Annotated in this window: 17 protein-coding genes; 4 read left to right on the top strand and 13 right to left on the bottom strand. The window is 71.5% G+C overall.

The genetic code is table 11. The features are described 5' to 3' along the window. Positions 1 to 57: 57 nt before the first annotated feature. From AC6JBM_RS18350 to AC6JBM_RS18315, 8 genes are all read right to left on the bottom strand, one after another. Complete coding sequence (locus tag AC6JBM_RS18350) at positions 58 to 927, bottom strand: hypothetical protein (RefSeq protein ID WP_497984793.1); 870 nt, start codon at positions 925 to 927, stop codon at positions 58 to 60. 198 nt (positions 928 to 1,125) lie between these two features. Continuing rightward, the gene (locus tag AC6JBM_RS18345) at positions 1,126 to 1,308 is read right to left on the bottom strand and encodes a hypothetical protein (RefSeq protein ID WP_497984792.1); all 183 of its coding nucleotides are present in this window, start codon (positions 1,306 to 1,308) and stop codon (positions 1,126 to 1,128) included. A gap of 122 nt (positions 1,309 to 1,430) precedes the next feature. Next, on the bottom strand, positions 1,431 to 1,634 hold the full coding sequence (locus AC6JBM_RS18340; protein WP_497984791.1) for a hypothetical protein: 204 nt from the start codon (positions 1,632 to 1,634) through the stop codon (positions 1,431 to 1,433). A 48-nt stretch (positions 1,635 to 1,682) separates the two neighbouring features. Further along, the gene (locus tag AC6JBM_RS18335; protein ID WP_497984790.1) at positions 1,683 to 5,288 is read right to left on the bottom strand and encodes a caspase, EACC1-associated type; all 3,606 of its coding nucleotides are present in this window, start codon (positions 5,286 to 5,288) and stop codon (positions 1,683 to 1,685) included. Positions 5,289 to 5,293: 5 nt separating this feature from the next. After that, positions 5,294 to 6,274 (bottom strand): AAA family ATPase, encoded by a 981-nt coding sequence (locus AC6JBM_RS18330; protein ID WP_497984789.1) that lies wholly within the window; start codon positions 6,272 to 6,274, stop codon positions 5,294 to 5,296. After that, the gene (locus AC6JBM_RS18325; protein WP_497984788.1) at positions 6,271 to 8,136 is read right to left on the bottom strand and encodes a VMAP-C domain-containing protein; all 1,866 of its coding nucleotides are present in this window, start codon (positions 8,134 to 8,136) and stop codon (positions 6,271 to 6,273) included. The genes AC6JBM_RS18330 and AC6JBM_RS18325 overlap by 4 nt, the downstream gene beginning before the upstream one ends. Beyond that, the gene (locus AC6JBM_RS18320; protein ID WP_497984787.1) at positions 8,133 to 8,483 is read right to left on the bottom strand and encodes a CU044_2847 family protein; all 351 of its coding nucleotides are present in this window, start codon (positions 8,481 to 8,483) and stop codon (positions 8,133 to 8,135) included. Before AC6JBM_RS18320 ends, AC6JBM_RS18325 begins: the two co-directional genes overlap by 4 nt. 265 nt (positions 8,484 to 8,748) lie before the next feature. Beyond that, a complete protein-coding gene (locus tag AC6JBM_RS18315; protein ID WP_497984786.1) occupies positions 8,749 to 9,534 on the bottom strand; it encodes a poly-gamma-glutamate hydrolase family protein in 786 nt (261 codons plus the stop codon). A gap of 78 nt (positions 9,535 to 9,612) precedes the next feature. Between AC6JBM_RS18315 and AC6JBM_RS18310 the strand changes: the two genes are divergently transcribed. Then, the gene (locus AC6JBM_RS18310) at positions 9,613 to 10,599 is read left to right on the top strand and encodes a phosphotransferase family protein (RefSeq protein ID WP_497984785.1); all 987 of its coding nucleotides are present in this window, start codon (positions 9,613 to 9,615) and stop codon (positions 10,597 to 10,599) included. Here the strand turns inward: AC6JBM_RS18310 and nhaA are convergent. The 4 genes from nhaA to AC6JBM_RS18290 form a co-directional block, all read right to left on the bottom strand. Then, positions 10,529 to 11,743 carry a Na+/H+ antiporter NhaA gene (gene nhaA / locus AC6JBM_RS18305; RefSeq protein WP_497984784.1) on the bottom strand — a complete coding sequence of 405 codons (1,215 nt, stop codon included), beginning with the start codon at positions 11,741 to 11,743 and terminating at the stop codon, positions 10,529 to 10,531. The two genes, AC6JBM_RS18310 and nhaA, sit on opposite strands and share 71 nt — an antisense overlap. 69 nt (positions 11,744 to 11,812) lie before the next feature. Further along, a complete protein-coding gene (locus tag AC6JBM_RS18300) occupies positions 11,813 to 11,968 on the bottom strand; it encodes a hypothetical protein (RefSeq protein ID WP_497984783.1) in 156 nt (51 codons plus the stop codon). Positions 11,969 to 11,997: 29 nt separating this feature from the next. After that, positions 11,998 to 12,951, bottom strand: coding sequence for an MBL fold metallo-hydrolase (locus tag AC6JBM_RS18295; RefSeq protein ID WP_497984782.1), 954 nt, complete (start codon positions 12,949 to 12,951; stop codon positions 11,998 to 12,000). 74 nt (positions 12,952 to 13,025) lie between these two features. After that, a complete protein-coding gene (locus AC6JBM_RS18290; protein ID WP_497984781.1) occupies positions 13,026 to 13,910 on the bottom strand; it encodes a serine hydrolase in 885 nt (294 codons plus the stop codon). Positions 13,911 to 13,921: 11 nt separating this feature from the next. On the opposite strand from AC6JBM_RS18290, the gene AC6JBM_RS18285 reads away from it, so the two are divergent. The 3 genes from AC6JBM_RS18285 to AC6JBM_RS18275 all read left to right on the top strand — a co-directional run bounded on the left by AC6JBM_RS18285 (position 13,922) and on the right by AC6JBM_RS18275 (position 16,444). Beyond that, the gene (locus tag AC6JBM_RS18285; RefSeq protein ID WP_497984780.1) at positions 13,922 to 14,890 is read left to right on the top strand and encodes a LysR family transcriptional regulator; all 969 of its coding nucleotides are present in this window, start codon (positions 13,922 to 13,924) and stop codon (positions 14,888 to 14,890) included. Positions 14,891 to 14,963: 73 nt separating this feature from the next. Beyond that, positions 14,964 to 15,731: a glycosyltransferase family 2 protein gene (locus AC6JBM_RS18280; protein ID WP_497984779.1), complete on the top strand. Its 768-nt coding sequence runs from the start codon at positions 14,964 to 14,966 to the stop codon at positions 15,729 to 15,731. Next, positions 15,728 to 16,444: a polysaccharide deacetylase family protein gene (locus tag AC6JBM_RS18275; protein WP_497984778.1), complete on the top strand. Its 717-nt coding sequence runs from the start codon at positions 15,728 to 15,730 to the stop codon at positions 16,442 to 16,444. The genes AC6JBM_RS18280 and AC6JBM_RS18275 overlap by 4 nt, the downstream gene beginning before the upstream one ends. A 77-nt stretch (positions 16,445 to 16,521) precedes the next feature. On the opposite strand, the gene AC6JBM_RS18270 is transcribed toward AC6JBM_RS18275, so the two are convergent. After that, on the bottom strand, positions 16,522 to 17,364 hold the full coding sequence (locus AC6JBM_RS18270; protein ID WP_497984777.1) for a metallophosphoesterase family protein: 843 nt from the start codon (positions 17,362 to 17,364) through the stop codon (positions 16,522 to 16,524). Positions 17,365 to 17,381: the final 17 nt, after the last annotated feature.

Raw genomic sequence — 17,381 nt, 5'->3', positions numbered from 1 at the left:
GGGGTTGCCGCCCGCGACGCATCGCCGGCCGTTGTCGGGATCGGGCCGATCCGGCGCTCAGAGCTGGCCCGATGTTCCCGTCGACCAGACCGCCTGGTTTCCGGCGGTGTAGATGACGAGGTTGCCGTCGTCCTGCAGGGACAGGTGCGCGCCGTAGCTGGTCCAGGTGCCGGACGCCCACACCCCGGTGCCGTCCGGCTTGTAGAGGACGAGGTTGCCGTCGCCCTGCATCACCAGGTGGTTGCCGCCGGCGCCGAAGGAGTGCGTGGACCACAGCAGGTGATAGCCGGGCCCGTAGAGCACGAGGTTGCCGTCGTCCTGCAGCAGCAGGTGGTAGCGGCCGTCCGGTGACCGCAGGAAGTACGTCAACGTGATCTGCTGGTTGGTGGTCATCCCGGTCATGCCGGAGAAGCTGGTGTTGTTCAGATGGCTGCCGGACAGGGTGGCGGCGACCGAGCCGTCCGAGCGTTGCAGCACCAGGGCGCCGGTGTTGCGGACGGTGAAGTACACCGCCCCGCTCTGCGCCGTGTTCGAGGCCCACGCGACGCTGTTGTCGGCGCGGTACACCACGAGGTTGCCGTCGGACTGCATGGCGACCCGGTTGCCCGGCTGGCCGGCGGTGTTCGTGCTCCACCACGGGTACGGGCCGGGGCAGTTGTCGGGCTGCAGGAAGCCGCACGGGCTGGGGCCGTACTCGACGAGGTTGCCGTCGGGCTGCATCAGCACCCCGTATCGGCCGTCGGCGGAGAGCATGTACCGGCCGCCCGACATGGTTGCCGGCGCGGTCAGCGCGACCGGGCCGATGTAGGTGGCCCCGGCGAACGCGCCGGGATTGACAGTGGCCGCCGCGGCGGGCGAGGCGGTGCCCGCGACAAGGGCCAACGCGGCGGCCGCCGCGATGAGGAGATGCCGACGGAGTCTCTTCACGGTCGGTGGTCCTTCCTGTCGGCCAGGCCGGCGGCGCACCGCAGGAAGACGATTCGCAGTCGCATGGACGGCCGTCCTGGGGATTCCGGTCCGCCGCGTTCGGGCGGGCATGCGCCCAAGGTAGGAATCGGACCGGAACCCCGGCATCGGTGTCAGCACGTATTTCCCTGATACATCAGATGCCCGACGGTCTGTCGCTCACACGACGCTGTAGCCGGTTCCGGCGTAGAGCTTCGTGATGCCGGCGGCGTCGAGGCCCGCGATGTCGGTCTTGCCGTCGTTGTTGAAGTCGCCGGCGACCATGCGGGTGACGTACCCGCCGGCGTAGTTGTAGTGGCAGTTGTCGGACCCCTGCCCGTCGACGCCGTTGGTCGACAGCACCGTGACGCCGAGCGTGTCGCCGTACCGCCGAGCCGCATGGCGTACTGCCCGATGACGCCGGGCGCCCGGTACCCGTCGCCGGCGGTGAACGGCGACGGCGAACCCGGGTCGGCGGCCGTGCGCTACTGGTAGTCGGGGCTTCCGCCGGCGGCGCTGGACCCGAACGTGCGCGCCCGCCGCGACGCGTCGACCCGGCTGGAGTCCTGGAAGCGCTTCTGGGCCGCCGCGTTCGACTGCCCGTTGAGCAGGACCACGTCCCCTGCGACCAGGTCGGCCCAGCTGGCCTGCAGCACCGGTGCACCGCTGCCCAGCGTGTAGAGCGACATGGCGAATCTCTGCAGGCCCGCCCGGAGTGCAACGCCTGACGCGTGTCGCTATCGAACGAGTAGGCTGCCCACCGGCCGCAGCTCCGCATCGAGCGAATACGCGAGCACCTTCAGGTGAAATGGCCGAGCCAGTCCCAAGGGCAGCTGCAGGCTTGCGACAAATGGAGCTCCCGGGACGAGTGACAGCCCGACGTACCGCGCGATGTTTTCGACCATCGAAGGATTTGACGGGTCGATCGCCTGCACCTCCAGCTCGACGTTTCGGGCGGGCCTGTCGACCGTGACGGCAAGTTCGTAGGTGCGACGGTTGAAGACCCCGACCCGCCTGAACGAGCACGAAAGCCGGACTGCGTCGTGATGGAACTCCGAAACGTCGGCTCGAGACGGGGGTGTGAGCGACAACGCGACGGGAGGCGAGAACACCTCGCCCCTTGTGCCGGGTGCGACGCTTCGAAGACTGGCCTGGGCGGTTTCTGGGCCTGAGGGGATTCGGCAGCCGACGGCCAGATATTGCGGTCGGGTGACTCTTTGCACGTAAGAGGCACCTCCTCGCCGGAATTGCGTCACCTCGACGGCCGCGGCATCGGACGGCCATGTCCAGGTCACAGCGATGCCGGGGCCGAGTCCGTCGATTGCCAGCCGGGCGTTGGTGACTGGATCAACGCCAAAGGCAGCCGGTCGGCGCGGGTTTGGTGCGGCGGGCGCGGAGGCTGCCCGGTTCCGGATGAGGCCGACCTGGTGCGTGTCCATCGCGGTATAACGACTGAGCTGCAGACGACCTTCCGCGGTCAGCGAGCGGCGGAGCTGCTGATAGATCAGATCGAGGGACATGACCTCGCGCTCGCCGGGGACACCATTGTTCATCAGGTCGAGCAGCGCCGCGGTGAAGGACGTCGGTTCGCCGGGGGACGCGAAGTCCGCCGGAGCCGGGTTGGCCGAACGCATGACGTGTGTGCCTCGTGCCTCCCAGCCCTCCGCCGGTTCGAAGTCATCCGCCCGACCGTCGGGTCGCCGCGAGCCGGTGTCGCAGGTATCGAGGATCATGACACGAGCGTTCGCGGCGCTTTCAGCCATCAGCCGAGACAGGTGGTGGTAGGGGAGCGCCGTCCACGGTTGGTCCACCGTGGTATTGGACAGGGCGAGGTAGGCCTCCGAATTGATGGTGAGCGAATGCCCGGCGAAGTAGACGAAGAGGGCGGCCCGGCATTTCGAAGCTGCCGCGTGCAGCGGTTCGAGCACTCCGCGGGGATCGGTGGGGTTCAGGATGACGTAACAGTTCTCCGGCGGCAGGCCCCAGACATCTGGATCGGTCAAAGCCGAGGCGAGCGCTTGAGCGCTGGCGGCGATCGAGGGCAGGGCCGGCAGAGCCCGGTATTCGGCGACCCCGACGATGACGGCGTGGGACGTCGCCGGATCGGCCAGCGGTTGGATACTCGCCGGCGGCGGGGTCGTCGATCTGGACAGTCGATATTGCATCGTTGTGGCTTGGCCGTCGGACGCAAGGTATTCGATGGTGCCCCCATCTGCCATCGGCACTACTTCGTCCCACGCGAGCCGACGGCCGTCGACGACCACGGCAAAGTCACTTCGAGCCGACCGGCGCCGAAGCAGGCAGCGCCCATCGGATTCCGCACGTATCTCCACGAGTGCACCGCGCGGGATCGTGACCAGGTGATCCGGCAGCGCGAGTTGGCCGTCGGGCAGGTCGGGTCCGCGGCCGAACTGCAGCCATGCCCGATGGCTCAGACGGAACCTGAACACGAGCGATTCGATAGTGGTCTCGAACGCGATCGCCGGGTCCGGTGACGCGGAGATGGGCAAGACGATCGTCCACGGTTCAGGCGTGATGGTGATGGTGTAGCCGGGCGGGGGCAGCATCGGGTCGACGGCCAAGTTGACCGTCACGGCCGTGCCTGGCCGGTGCCGGTGTACGGCGGCGCGCGCGAGGGCCACGATGCGGGGCCGGGACACGGGTACCGCAGTCCGGACGGTGATTGTCAGCGGTCCCGCGTCGGTCGGGTGCGTGTCAGGGGCGAGCAGATCGACGTAGCGCGAGTACATCGCGACCAGCTCGGGGGCCAGCCGGTCGTCGATCGCCGCGGCAGCCGGGCCGGAGCCGGTGTCCGCGCGGATGTCGGCCGCCGCTCGTGCTGGACGGTCCCAGCGCGCGGCGACGTCGGGCGGCAGCCAGCCGAGCGACTCCGGCAGGGTGCGCACCGGCCCGCCGTCGTCGCGGGCGGCGACAACCGGAAATGTCGGGCCGAGCATGCTGTCTCGGTCGGTCAGGTACCGGGTGACCGAAGAAAGCACCAGCGCCGCCTCCGACCGGCGCAGTCTCCCGAGCAGTGTCTGGCGCACTCCGGGAAGAAAGTCGTAAGTGTCCTCGGCGACGTGGGTGAGTAGGCCCCCGATGATGACCTCGGCCAGCGTCTCCGGGCCGCTCCCGGGCTCGATGAGATGCTGGACCAGGCTCATGACCGGCACGGTCAGCGGGACCACTGACAGGCAGACCGCCAGGCGGTAGGCGGCCGGCGAGGCGACCGTCCGGAAGATCTGGACGTGTTGTTCGGCTGACTGCGGAGTTGTCGCAGCCGTCCCGGGCCGGTCCAAGTGCATCGATGATACATCAATGACGCTGGCCGACAGTTCGATCGGCCTGGCATCCGAACCGACGACAAGGCGAGCCCAGGCTTCGAACCAGGGCGGCTTGATTCGCAGGACCGGAACGGCCTGCGTAGCATCGGCCAGCGGCCGGTACGTGCCGCGCCGGCGAACCGCGAACCGGGGACGATCGTAGCGGGCGCCAGTCGGCCGTGGCCGAAATTGTCCGGGTTGGGTGCGCAGACCGGTCCGGCTCCACATGCGTTCCGGCAACGGCTGCAATACCACGACCGGTCCCGTGACGGACCAGGTGCCGAGGACGGCCGGCCAGCGGCCGTCGTGCCATTGAGGGTCGGCACCGTCGGTGAGCACCACGTACATGCGTCTGCCGTTGGGTGCGATCAGCCACTCGGGTCGATGGGCGATGCCACCCGGCGAGACCAGCGTCCCGTCGTCGGCGAGCCGCCACAGGCGGACGTCACGGAACGCGCCCAGCTGGGTGAACATCGCGACGAGCTCGGCGGCCAGCGGTCGCCACACGGACATCGAGGTCGCGCCGTCGACGATCACGGCGACGTCGAGCCACCGTTCGACCGTGGGTCGCATGACCGGAATCCACATTCGGGTTTCGGCGATGAAGGTCGCGGTCGCGTGTTCGTCCAACCGCGACCGACCCCGGCCCGGGCGTTGGTGCTTGAGGGGGCGCAGTGCGCGGAGGATGTCGCTTCGATCCGGCAGGGCCGGCGCCTGTGGCATCCAGCCGCCGCGTCCCTGCGTCGTTTGTCCGGCGTCCGGTGGAGCGATCGCCTTCAGCGTGTCCATCGGCGGATCGGGGACCGGTTCCGCTGGAACCGGCGGCATCGTCTCGACGGTTTCGTCGTCGGGCCGCGGCCGGGCCGCGACGTCGGAGACGCCGTTCGCCGGGTCGTGGGCGGTGATGTGTTGTGCCAGCCACACCGCCTCAGCGACCTCCAGCGCCGTCGGACTCAGCCCAGCGTCGGCCAGCACCGTGACCAGATCGGCGAGAAGAGCGCGCAGGCCGGCGGCACTCATCGTCGCTACCGGGTGGACAGGTGACGCAGCACCAGATCGGCCAGCGCGGCGCGGTCGCCGCCGAGGTCGGCGGTGCTGGCGGTGAGGAAGATGGCGTTGAGAAGCTGGTCGGTGGCGAGCTCGCCGTGACTACGAGCGGCCAGGAACCGTTCGATCAGATCGGCTCCGGCCGCGCCGTCCGCGCCGAGATGAGCTTCAACGATGCTAGCCAGGCGGGCCCCGTCGGGTTCTGCGAGATCGAGCCGGACACATCGCCGTAAAAAGGCGGGCGGGAAGTCCCGTTCGCCGTTGCTGGTCATCAGCACCAGCGGGAACGCACGGCAACGAACCTGTCCGCGGTGGATGCGGGCCGGTGCGGCGAGATAAGGAACCCGAACATCCACATCCGCTTCGACGTCTGCGATCCGAGCCAACTCGGGTATCGAGAACTCACCCTCCTCGAAGACGTTGAGCAGGTCGTTGGGCAGGTCGATGTCACTCTTGTCGATCTCGTCGATGAGCAGGACCCGGGGATTCGCGTACGGCAGCAGGGCCGTGCCCAGCGGGCCTAGCTGGATGTACCGTCCGATGCCGGAAGTCGGGCCCCGGTGGTGGGCGGCCAGGTTGGCGTCATGGAGCCGCCCGATCGCGTCATAGGCGTAGAGCCCGTCCTGCAACGTCGTGCGGCTGGTGATCGGCCATCGCAGGACCGGGCCGAGCCCGAGCTCATGGGCGACCGCATAGGCCAGGGTCGACTTGCCGGTGCCTGGCTTGCCGCTGACCAGTATCGGTCGGCGCAGGTAAACAGCAGCGTTGACGAGGTCGACCTCCGCCGGATCGGCGCGGTAGGCGACGGCCCGCTCGAGGTCACCCGGGCGATCGTCGGCCACGCTGTCCGGATCCAGTTCGACGAGCGGGCCGCCGGCAAACCGCCGCCAAGGGGGCGTGGGTGGTTCGGTCCACGTCTTCGGCGAGCCGTCGCCGGTGAAGAGGTGCCATTCCGTCATGTCGACTCCTGTTCCGGCGGCTGCGGATGCCTCGGGGCTGGCGCCACGAATGGGGTGGTGAGTGCGGGCAACCGGCTCGGGTCGTCCCACAGCAGCACCACATCCCGGCATCCGTGGCCTGGCTCATGGACCACTCGGTTCCGCAGCCGGCGGATCAGGTCAGGAAGCGGCATCGTTTGGCTGACTGTCCGCTCGGCGGTGAAGGCGGACTGGAAGCGGGCGCCGGTGCAGGGCTGGTCAGGGATTCCGGCGTCATGCTCAGGGCAGCTCCCACGGCGCCAGACGGCAACCGGGACGCCGGCATCCAGCGCAACCTTGAGGGCCTCGTAGCTCGGTGGGAAGTCGGGTGGTCGGCGCAGCGCGATCATTGCGACGTCGGCCTCGAGTTCGAGTTCTGCGGCGAAATGCGTCGGCTCGGGTATGCCGACGCAGGGTAGCCAGTGCGGCTCCGTGCCGGAGGCGTCGTGCAACCGCTTCCAGCGGCGGCGCCAGTCGGTGTGGGAGGTCCGGTCCTCGATCCGTTCGAGGTCGCGAAGGACGACCCGGTATTTGCGGCCGAGGCTGGTCGTCGGCGCCGCGGGAACGAGCTCGTCGAACGCCTCGCCGAACAACTCGATCGGGACTGCGAACTCAATGCCGGCGTTGCCTTCGAGGGCGCGCATGATGACCCGCAACTGCGTGCAAACGAGAGCTTTCGCGTCGTCCAGGGTGTGTATGGCGTCGCTGTCGCAGTAGGCGTGTTCGACAAGCCCGTCCGACCGGTGGATCCAGACGTCGAGTTGATACTGATCCGGAGTACGCATTCCCGGCCGGATCACGACCACCACCGTGTGCGGCTGCCCCGCCTCCGCCGCGGGTCTGGGTCTGTGACGTCGCTGCGTCAGCGCGCCATAGACCCCGATCCGGGCCGCCACCGCGGTGGTCCAGTCGTACAGCCGCCGGCCGAGATCCGATCCGGCGGCCTCCGCCGCGAGGTCATCCGTCAACCGCAGCAATGGCTGCAGATCCTTCGTATCGCTGATGCCCTCGTCCAGCAGCCCATAGACGCGATCGCGCAGCCCGGCGCCGTCGGCGCTGGTTCGATTCGTATGCTCCGGCCAGTCGGCGAGGGCGCCGATGAGCTCGGCCTCCTCCTCCGCCTTGATCCAGTTGGGCACGAGTACCGCGGCTGCAGTGGGCGGCAACACCGCGCGAGCGCGGGTCCACCGGTCGTCCCGCGCGTGGAACCGATCGTGCCGGCGCAGCGCGGCGCCTCGTTGTGTGCCGTGCAGGCCGCGCAGGCCCGAGGTGGGAACAAAGAAACCACCACGGTTGCTGTTCTCCGCCCGGGTCGTCGTAACAAGTCCGCACACGGCGCCGGTGCCCAGGTCCAGCACCGGCCCGCCAGACATGCCGGGACCAATTTCGTTCTCGGTGAACTGCCACAACTCGCCCGCGCCGAACGTCGCAAAGCCGCCGACGGTTCCACCGAGGTAGAACGGCTCGAGGCGGACGTCGAGGATGGCGGAGTGCCCGAAGGCCATGACCGGCGCGCCGACGGTCTTGGGCAACTCCGCGAGCCACGCACACGGATGATCCGCGTCGTCGTCGACCTCGATCAGGGCAAGGTCCGGATACGGCCAAAGTCGGCCCGTGCCGGCGTTCGGAGCGCGGTCGAGAACTGTTCCCGACCGGTACCGGCCCGAGCGGCCGACACGGACGGGCTGACCCGTCGCCGGCACCACATGGGCACAGGTGAGCACAAGTCCCGGCGCGATCCTGACGCCGGATCCCCCGCGCGCGGTGCCCTCCTCGCCGGCCACGCCGACCCAGACCAGGGCACCGTCGAGCAGTTGCTGAAGGACCAGCCGTGGATCAGTCACTGCGACTGGGCCGGCGCCGCCTCGAGTGCGACTTGATCCAGGTCGGCGGATTTCCAACCGACGGTGACCTTGATGGAGGCGTTTGCGCCGCCCTCGACGAGGACACTGGTCAGCTTGCCGGTCTTCACCGCGAGCCCGATGCCGAACTCGACGCTCACCTCGTGTGGGCGCAGACCCGCCAGGGCCGCCCTGGTAGTGCGCGCCACGCCTTGTATCACCGCTCGGAGATCGGCCAGGTCGAGCCGGTGCAACACGTCGGCAGCGCTGACGTTCGAAGGTCCGCCTTCTTCCGGCACCGTGACCCAGACGGTCTCACCGGACGGAAGCTGCACCTGGACATCCGGCACTGGCCAACTCCTTGCGCTACGTGCTGATAGCCGACGGTGGCGACACCACGCTACAAAACCGGCAGTCGTATGGAAAGCACCGGAAGACGAGTAGCGACCTGCCCGATCAGCCAGCGCGCCGCGGCCGTCCGGCTGCCATACGGACCGGACGGCCGTGGACCGCGATCGCGACGAATCCGCAGGCCGGCCCCGCCCGTGTCGACGAGCGGGACCATCGAGCGCCCATCAACCCGGGCGAGTCACGGACCATACGTCCGGCCGGCGATCAGAGGGCGGCGCGGACTGCCCCGGCGAAGGCCCAGAAGGTGGTCGTCGTCGTGTTGCGCCGGCCCGCGCGGGTGTTGGTGCCGAACATCGCCGTGCGCAGCGGCGTCGTCAGCTCGAGCTGCGCTCCCGCGCCGGACAGCGTGCGGTTGATGATGTTCGCCGGGTCGTTGCCGTCGAGCTCGCCGACCCCGCCCGCGTCGACCGCGGTGATGCCGGCCGCGACGAGCTGGTTGCGCAGTGCCGTGCGGAGGGCCGCGTCGCCGCCGCCGACGAGGACGGCCTGGGTGCCGTCCGGGAAGCCGGCCTGGCTCGGCGTGCAGCCGTGCAGGGACACGGCGCGCGTGGCGCCGCCGCAGATCGAGCGGGCGTAGGGGTCGTCGCAGTGCGTCGAGGTGACGTGCAGGACCCCGTTGTTCGACGCGCGCAGGCCTTCGAACATCCAGAAGTCGTACAGCGCCCCGCCCGTCGCCGCCATCGTCGCGGGATGGTAGCCGGCGATCGCGAGGCAGAGCTCCGACGTGCCGGGCTCGATCCCGCCGCCGTGCGGCGCCACGATCGCCGTCCCGGGCAGCGCGGGAGACGCGGCGGTCTCGCTGTCGTCGACGGCCGCGTGCCGCCGGAACCGCCGCCCCCAGTCGGTGCCCTCCACGAGCGCCGGATCGGCGTAGAGCGCGGTGTTGGACGGATACACATCCGCCGCCGCGGCCGACTGAACCGAGAGCGCGGGCGCCACCAGGGCCGCCCCACCGATCGCTGCGAGCACAGCCCGCCGTTGCATCCCCATGACGCAGAGGCTACTGAAACCGTTCGATTCCCGCTGTCCCGTGTCGTATCGGCAGCGGCCGGCCCTAGATTGCGTGGGGTGGACCTCTCACGTCTCGGCGCGCCGCTCGGTCCGATGGTCCGTGTCCACGGCGGGTTCGCCAACCGGATGTACCGGCTCGACACCGACCAGGGGTCATTCGCGGTGAAGGAGTTGAACGTCCTCGATCGGCGCTGGGATTACCGCGCCGAGGACGTGTTCAGGTTCGAGCGGGCCGCCTTCGCCGCCGGCATCCCGATGCCGGAGCCGATCTCGGCGAGCCGCGACACGCTCGTGCACCGGTGGGTCGGGGGCGAGAAGGTGCCCGAGGCGCCGGTGCCGGAGGCGTACGCGTTCGAGATCGGCGAGATTCTCGCGCGCATCCACGCGCTCGACGTCGCGTGGCCCGACGTCTCGATCGAGGACCCGGCGTCGCGGGACTGGCCGGAGCTCGCCGAGCGGGCGGCGGCGACCGGGCAACCCTGGGCCGGCGAACTCGCCTCCCAGGTCGAGACGTTCCTCGCGATCGCCCGCTTCGTCGACACGTGCGAGCGGCCGGGCCCGGTCGTGCTGACCCACCGGGACATCCAGCCGTGGAACCTGCTCGCTCGGGAGGGCCGGCCGGTGGTGCTCGACTGGGAGCTCTCGGGGATGCTCGACCTGTCCGGCGAGCTGGGCTCGACCGCGCTGAGCCTCGCGAAGGGGCCCGGCTTCGACGACATTCGGCCCGCCGTCTTCCGTTCGGTCCTCGACGGCTACGTCGCCGGGGGCGGAGCGCTGCCGCCGTGGGGCCCGAGCTGGTTCGTGTTCATGATCGGCGGCTGGCTGGGGCACACGAGGTGGAACGTGCTGCGCTGCCTCGCCGGCGTCGAGGCCGGCGCCGGCCCCGGCCTCGCGCTGTCGCACGAGTCCGTGCGTGACGGCGTGCGCGGCCTCCCCGTCCTGTTCGGCCGGCTGCCGCACCTGCAGGAGCTGCTCACGACAACGGCGGCTGAGCCTCGCCCCGGGAACGGGCGCGGGACCGGGCCGCGCGGATCGACAGCGTGACCGTGCCGAGGACGACCGCGACCGCCGAGCCAACGAGTACGCCGCCCTTGGCGTCGTCGACCAGGCGCTCGCTGTCCGGGTAGGACAGCTCGGCCATGAGCAGCGAGACGGTGAAGCCGATCCCGGCCAGCTGGGCCAGGCCGAGGATGTCCCACCAGCTCAGGTCGGGGTTGAGCTCGGCCGGGGTCAGCGCGACGGTCAGCCAGGCCCCGCCGGCGATGCCGAGCACCTTGCCGGCGACGAGGCCGAGGATGACGCCGATCGCGACGGTACTGGCGAACAGATCGCCGGTGCGGAAGGAGACCCCGGCCGCCATCAGCGCGAAGACGGGCAGGACGACCGCGGCGGTGACCGGCCGCAGCAGCCGCTCGGCCCGGTGGCTGGGGTCCTCGGACTCGCCCGGCGCCGCCCGGGCCCGCATCAGCAGGCCCATCGCCGCGCCGGCGATCGTCGCGTGGACCCCGCTGGCGTGCACGAGCGCCCAGATGGCGACGGCCAGCGGCACCCCGACGGCCCACCCCGGCACCCGGGCCGGCAGCATCCGGGCCGCGCGCGGGGACTGCAGCAGCCCGAACGCGGCCAGCAGCCCGATCGCGGCGACGAGCGGCGCCCAGCTCAGCGCCCCGGCGTAGAACACCGCGATGACGACGATGGCCACGAGGTCGTCCACCACGGCGAGGGTCAGCAGGAACGTGCGCAGCGCCGGCGGCAGCCCGCGGCCGACCATCGCCAGCACGGCGACGGCGAACGCGACATCGGTGGCCATCGGGATGCCCCAGCCGGCCGAGAGCTCGCCGCGGCCGGCGTTGACCGCGGCGAACACCAGCGCCGGGGTGACGGCGCCGGCCACGGCCGCGACGACCGGCAGGGCCGCCCGCCGCGGTTGACGCAGCTCCCCGTGGACGAACTCCTGCTTGAGCTCGTTGCCGACGAGGAAGAAGAACACCGCGAGCAGCCCGTCGGCGGCCCACTCGTTCAGGGTCAGGTGCAGATGCCAGCCGGCCGGGCCGAACGCGGTCGTGCGCATGGTCTCGTACGCATGCGACCACGGCGAGTTCGCCCACACCAGCGCGACGACCGCGGCCACCGTGAGCAGCACGCCTCCGACCACGTCACGGCGCAGCGCGGCCCCGACACGGCTCATGTCCACCACAGATCACCCGTCCGGCGTCACCGAAGACCCCGGCGCCGGGCGGCACCGGGGAACCATAGGTCAGCTGCGGTGAAGTCCGGGCGGGCAGCCGTCGATCTCGCCGTGCGCGTTCGTGCCCCACGACGACAGCCACCCGTTCGTCCCCGGGTGGCGCATGACCCCGGCCGGGCACGTCGGCACCCACGGCTGTGAGGTCGGCGCGGTGGCGGTCGTCATCGCCACCATCATACGGTCCCGCCGTTGGGTCAGAAGGTGTACGGCGTGTCGTACTCCGGCCGCAGCACGGTCGCGCGTGGCGAGGCCTTGCGGATCGCGGCGATGAACGCGTCCAGCTTCGCGGCGTCGGACGAGGCCACCGCCGGAGGATTGCGCAGCGGCCGCTCGAAGTCGTCCCAGTGCACCGGCACGACCACCCGCGGGTGGTCCAGCGCCCGCAGCAGCCGCCCGGTGTAGTCGTGCACGACCCCGCCCGCCGGCAGCGCGACCATCGCCACGTCCGGGGCCAGCCCGGTGAGGTTGCGCTCGACGAAGTCGCTGCCGCCCATGAAGAAGACCTTCGGGCCGCCGGCGATCGTCACCTGGTAGGCGAGGGTGTCACCCTCGGGCAGGTCGGCGATCGTCGCCGGGGCCGGCGGCGGGGTGAGCCGCACGCCCGGGAACGCCAGCGAGTAGGCGGGGTTGCGGCTGTGCAGGGCCGCGATCACCTCGACGGTGTAGTCGCCGAAGTCGAGCTGCTCGCCGCCCTTGACCGGGATCGCCTGGGCGCTCGGCACGCCCGAGGCGAGCGCGAGGTGGTAGGCGGTGAGGGTGCCGAGCACGCGGACGCCCGCCACGGTCTTCGCGATGTGCGGCACGTCGTTGAAGTGGTCCCAGTGCGTGTGGGTGACGAGCACCGTCTCCGGCCGGCCGATGCGCGGCCCGATCGCGTCGGGGTCGGCCCGCAGCGGCGTCGCCGGGTCGAACGCGCCGGTGAACAGGCCGGTGGGGTAGCGGGAGAGGTACGGGTCGACGAGCACCGTGCGCCCGTTGACGTCGATGCGCCAGCCGGAGGTGCCGAACCAGCGGAACGTCCCGGCGCGGGAGCGTGCGGGCGAGGCCGCGGCGGGACCGGTCGCGGCGGCGAGCCCGGAGGCGACCGCGGTGCCGGCGACGGCGGTGCGCAGCAGGGCGCGGCGATTGAGGTCGCGAGTGTCGGACATGGCGACCACCCAAGCATCGCCGGGCTCGGGCTGTCCAAGACCGGGATGTCGTACGGCCCATATCCGATCGCATATCAGCGCTGGTCACGCAGTAGACCGACGGCCTCGGCCGCGGCCCGGCCGAGCGCCAGGTCGGCCTCGATGCGGGGGACGCGCCCGCCGCCGCTGACGAAGACGGCGATCGCGTAGCGGCCGCCGTCCGGGTACTTCGCGACCCCGATCTCCATCGCCAGCCCGGGCAGCGTGCCGGTCTTGCCCGCGACTCGCACCTCGGCCGGGAACCCCGACCGCAGCCGGGTCCAGAACAGCTGCCGGGCCATGAGGTCGCGGACCGCCGCGCACGCCGCGGGCGGCCCGGCCTCGTCGCGCCAGATCAGCCCGAGGAGCCGGGTCAGCTCCTCGGGCGTGCTCGACGTCGTGCGCTCGGGGTCGAACACGCGCAGCGCCGCCACCCGCTGCGGCGGCAGCGTCGGGAACAGCCGCGCGAACTCGGCGTCGTCGCGCGCGCCGAGGTCGGCGAACATCGACTCGAGCAGCTGCCGGGGGCCGCCGGCGACCCGCGTGCGGTGCAGGCCGAGCTCGGCGGCGAGCAGCCCGAGCAGGTCCGGGCCGCCGAGGCGGTGCAGCAGCACGTCGGCGGCGGTGTTGTCGCTGACGGACATGGCGAAGTACGCGAGATCGCGCAGCGAGACCTCGACGTCGTCGGCGCACCCGGCGGTGCCCCAGCCGCCGAAGCGGTCGCCGGCGCCGATGACCACGCGCTCGGCCGGGTCCACGGTGCCCGCCGCGACCTGGCGGGCGAACTCGAGCACCAGCAGCACCTTGACGATCGACGAGAGCACGACGGGCTCGTCGGCGCCGACGCCCACGGCCCGCCCCGAGTCGAGGTCGCACGCGTGCAGCCGGCCCTGGACCCCGGCGGCGGTGAAGATCTCCTCGATCGACATATGTTCCGACATATGGTCACTGTATGGTCGACCTGTCGCGGCATCTGCGGTACTTCCTCGTCGTCGCCGAGGAGCTGCACTTCAGCCGGGCCGCGGAGCTGCTCGGCATCGCCCAGCCGCCGCTGAGCCAGGCGATGCGCCGCCTCGAGCGGGAGCTGGGGGTCACCCTCTTCGACCGGCTGCCCCGCGGCACCGAGCTGACCGCCGCCGGCCGCGCCCTGCGCGACGAGGCACCGCAGTTCCTGGCGGCCGAGCGCCGGCTGCGCACGCTCATGCACAGCATCCGCGACGGCGACCTCGGCACCCTGCGGGCCGGGGTGCCGCCCGAGACCCCGGCGGCCGCGCTGGGGGAGCTGCTGCGCCGGCTCGGCGAGCAGGCGCCCGGCCTCGACGTCGACCTGCAGGAGCTCACCACCGCCGAGCAGCTCGAGCTGCTGGCCGCGGCGCGGCTGGACGTCGGCCTCGTGCACCACCCCGTCGACGCGGCCGACCTGGAGTGCGGCCCGGTGACCCGGGTGCGCCTCGGCGTCGTGCTGCCGCGGGTCTCGCCGCTGGCCCGGCTCACCGAGCTCACCGCCGACCAGCTCGCCGGGCAGGGGCTCGTGGTGTTTCCGCGGGCGACGGCGCCGCAGTGGTACGACACCCTGATCGGCGCCTGCCGGGAACTCGGTTTCGTGCCGTCGCGGGTGCGGCACGCCCGGAATCCCGAGTTCCTGTGCGGGCTCGTCCTCGCCGGGCTCGGCGTCGGGCTGGAGCGCGAGGATGCCGTGCGGCGCGAGCCGCGGGTCGCGTGGCGCCCCCTCGCCGGCGACCCCCTGTGGCAGGAGACGTCGGCGGTGTGGCCGCGGCGCGCCCCGCACCCCGCCGCGCAGCGGTTCGGCGCGCTGGCCGGCGCCGTGCTGGCGCCCCCGGCCGCCGCCCCCGGCCGCATCCTCGGCGCGCCGGGCCCGTGGTCGGTCGTCTTCGATCGGGCCCGCACTACGGTGGATTAGGGGGAAAGCCCCCGGTCGAATTCGGGGGAGTTCCGGATCGTGCCGAACGCCGCGAAGTTCAAGACTCGATCGCATGACAGAGAGGCCCAGAATCAGCGTTGTCATCCCGTGCTACAACGAGGCCGGATACCTCACCGACGCGCTGCTGTCCCTGCGCAAGCAGGACTTCGACGGAGTGTTCGAGGTCATCGTGGTCGACAACAACTGCACGGACGACACGGCGGGCATCGCCCGCGACTTCGGCGCGCGGGTCGTGGCCGAGCCGGTGCCGGGCGTGTGCAACGCCCGCCAGCGCGGCACGGAGGAGTCGCGCGGCGAGATCGTCATCTCGACCGACGCCGACACGGTGCACGGCCGCGACTGGCTGAGCCGCATCGACGCGCGGTTCCGCTCCGACGAGCGCATCGCCGCCGTGGTCGGCCCGTGCGTGTACGCCGACGGCCCGCGCTGGGGCCGGATGTACGCCCGGATGCTGTTCGGCGCCGTGAACGCGGTCTACAAGGTGACCGGCCGCGCCACGTACGCGAGCGCGACGAACATCGCCTTCCGGCGGGACGCGTGGTCCGGCTACGACACCGGCCTGACCCAGGGCGGCGACGAGCTCGACCAGCTGCGGCGGCTGCGGCGGCGGGGCCGCGTCGTCTACGAGCACGCCAACCCGACCTTCACGTCGGGCCGGCGCCTGAGCCGCGGGCTCGCGTACAACCTGTTCGTGACGCTGCCCGTGCACTACCTGCTGACCTACGCGGTGAACCGGATCGCGGGCCGGCGCGTGCTCGGCTCGGCGCCGGCGTTCCGCGACGAGGACGGGTCGTTCGAGGCCACCCTGGCGGGCCGATGACCGCCGTGGCCGTGCTGGTGCTCCTCGCCGCGCTGGGCGGGGCGTACTGGCTGCTGATGTCGCCGTTCGCGCCGTCGAAGCGCGACTATCCGTACCACGGTGCCGCCGACGACCGCGTGGTGGCGCTGACGTTCGACGACGGGCCGAACGAGCCTTACACCTCGCAGATCCTCGACATCCTGGCCGCGCACCGCATCCGGGCCACGTTCTTCCACGTCGGGCACTGCGTGGAGCGGCACCCGGAGACGGCCCGGCGCGTGATCGACGAGGGGCACGTGGTCGGCAACCACTCGCTGAGCCACCGCTTCGGCACCTATCTGCGCCCGAACGCGTTCGCGCGGGAGGTCGAGCAGACCCAGCAGATCCTGGTGCGCGTGACCGGCCGCACGCCGGCGCTGGCCCGCACGCCGTGGCTGTGGCGCCAGCCGGCCCTGCTGCGCATGCTGCGCCGGGGCGGCCTCCACCCCGTCGCGGGCGAGTTCGGGCACGCCTTCGAGGTGTTCCAGCCGTCGGGGGTCCGGATGGCGCGCCGCGCGATCGCCAAGACGCGCCCGGGCTCGATCCTCATCTTCCACGACGGCTTCGACGGGCGCGGCGGCAACCGCGCCGAGACGGTGACCGCCGTGCGCGAGACCATCGAGGGCCTGCTGGAGCGCGGCTACCGCTTCGTGACGGTCGACGAGCTGCTGGGCGTCCCCGCGTACCAGTCGTAGCGCCCCGTCCGGCCGGCGGCCAGGATCGTGTCCCTGAGCGCTCCGGGCACTCAGAGCACTCAGGGCACTCAGGGCACTCAGGGCGCCGGGACGCGGGTGCCCAGGATCGCGCGCGGGCGCGGGGGAGTGCCGCGGCGGCGCCATTCGCGGGGGTACCCCACCGAGACCTCCTCGAACGGCACCCCGTCGTGCACGGTCGAGCGCGGGATGTGCAGGTGCCCGTAGACGACCGCGGCGGCGTCGAAGCGGCGGTGCCAGTCGCGCGTGCGCGTCGTGCCGCACCACTGGGCGAACAGCGGGTACCGCAGGATGTTCGTCGGCTCCCGCACGAGCGGGTAGTGGTTGACGAGCACCGTCGGCAGGCCCGGCTCGCGGGCCTCCAGGCGGCGCTCGGTCGCCGCGATGCGGGCCGCGCACCACGCCTCGCGCGACGGGTAGGGGTCCGGGTGCAGCAGCATCTCGTCGGTGCACACCACGCCGGCGTCGTAGGCCAGCTCCAGCGAGTGCGCCTTCGAGCGCGCCTGCGGGACCCGGAACGAGTAGTCGTACAGGGTGAACAGGGGCGCGACGGTCACCGGGCCGCCGGTGCCGTCCCAGATGAGGTACGGGTCCTCCGGCGTGGCGATCCCGAGCTCCCGGCACAGGCTCACCAGCGCCTCGTACCGCGCCACGCCCCGCAGCTGCACCGGGTCCTCCCGCGGCGTCCACAGCTCGTGGTTGCCCGGTGCCCAGATCACCTGCGCGTAGCGGCGGCTGAGCAGGCGCAGCGCCCACTCGATGTCGGCGAACAGCTCGGCCACGTCGCCGGCGACGATGAGCCAGTCGCCGGGGTTGTCCGGGCGAAGCTGCTCGACGTACGCGCGGTTCTCGGCGTAGACGATGTGCAGGTCGCTGACGGCCAGCAGACGCGCCGGTTCCATGATCCGACCGTAGCCGG

It is taken from the genome of Dactylosporangium thailandense (assembly GCF_059739745.1).
The sequence above is the reverse complement of the archived record's forward strand: the minus strand, read 5'-3'. Positions and strand labels throughout refer to the sequence as shown.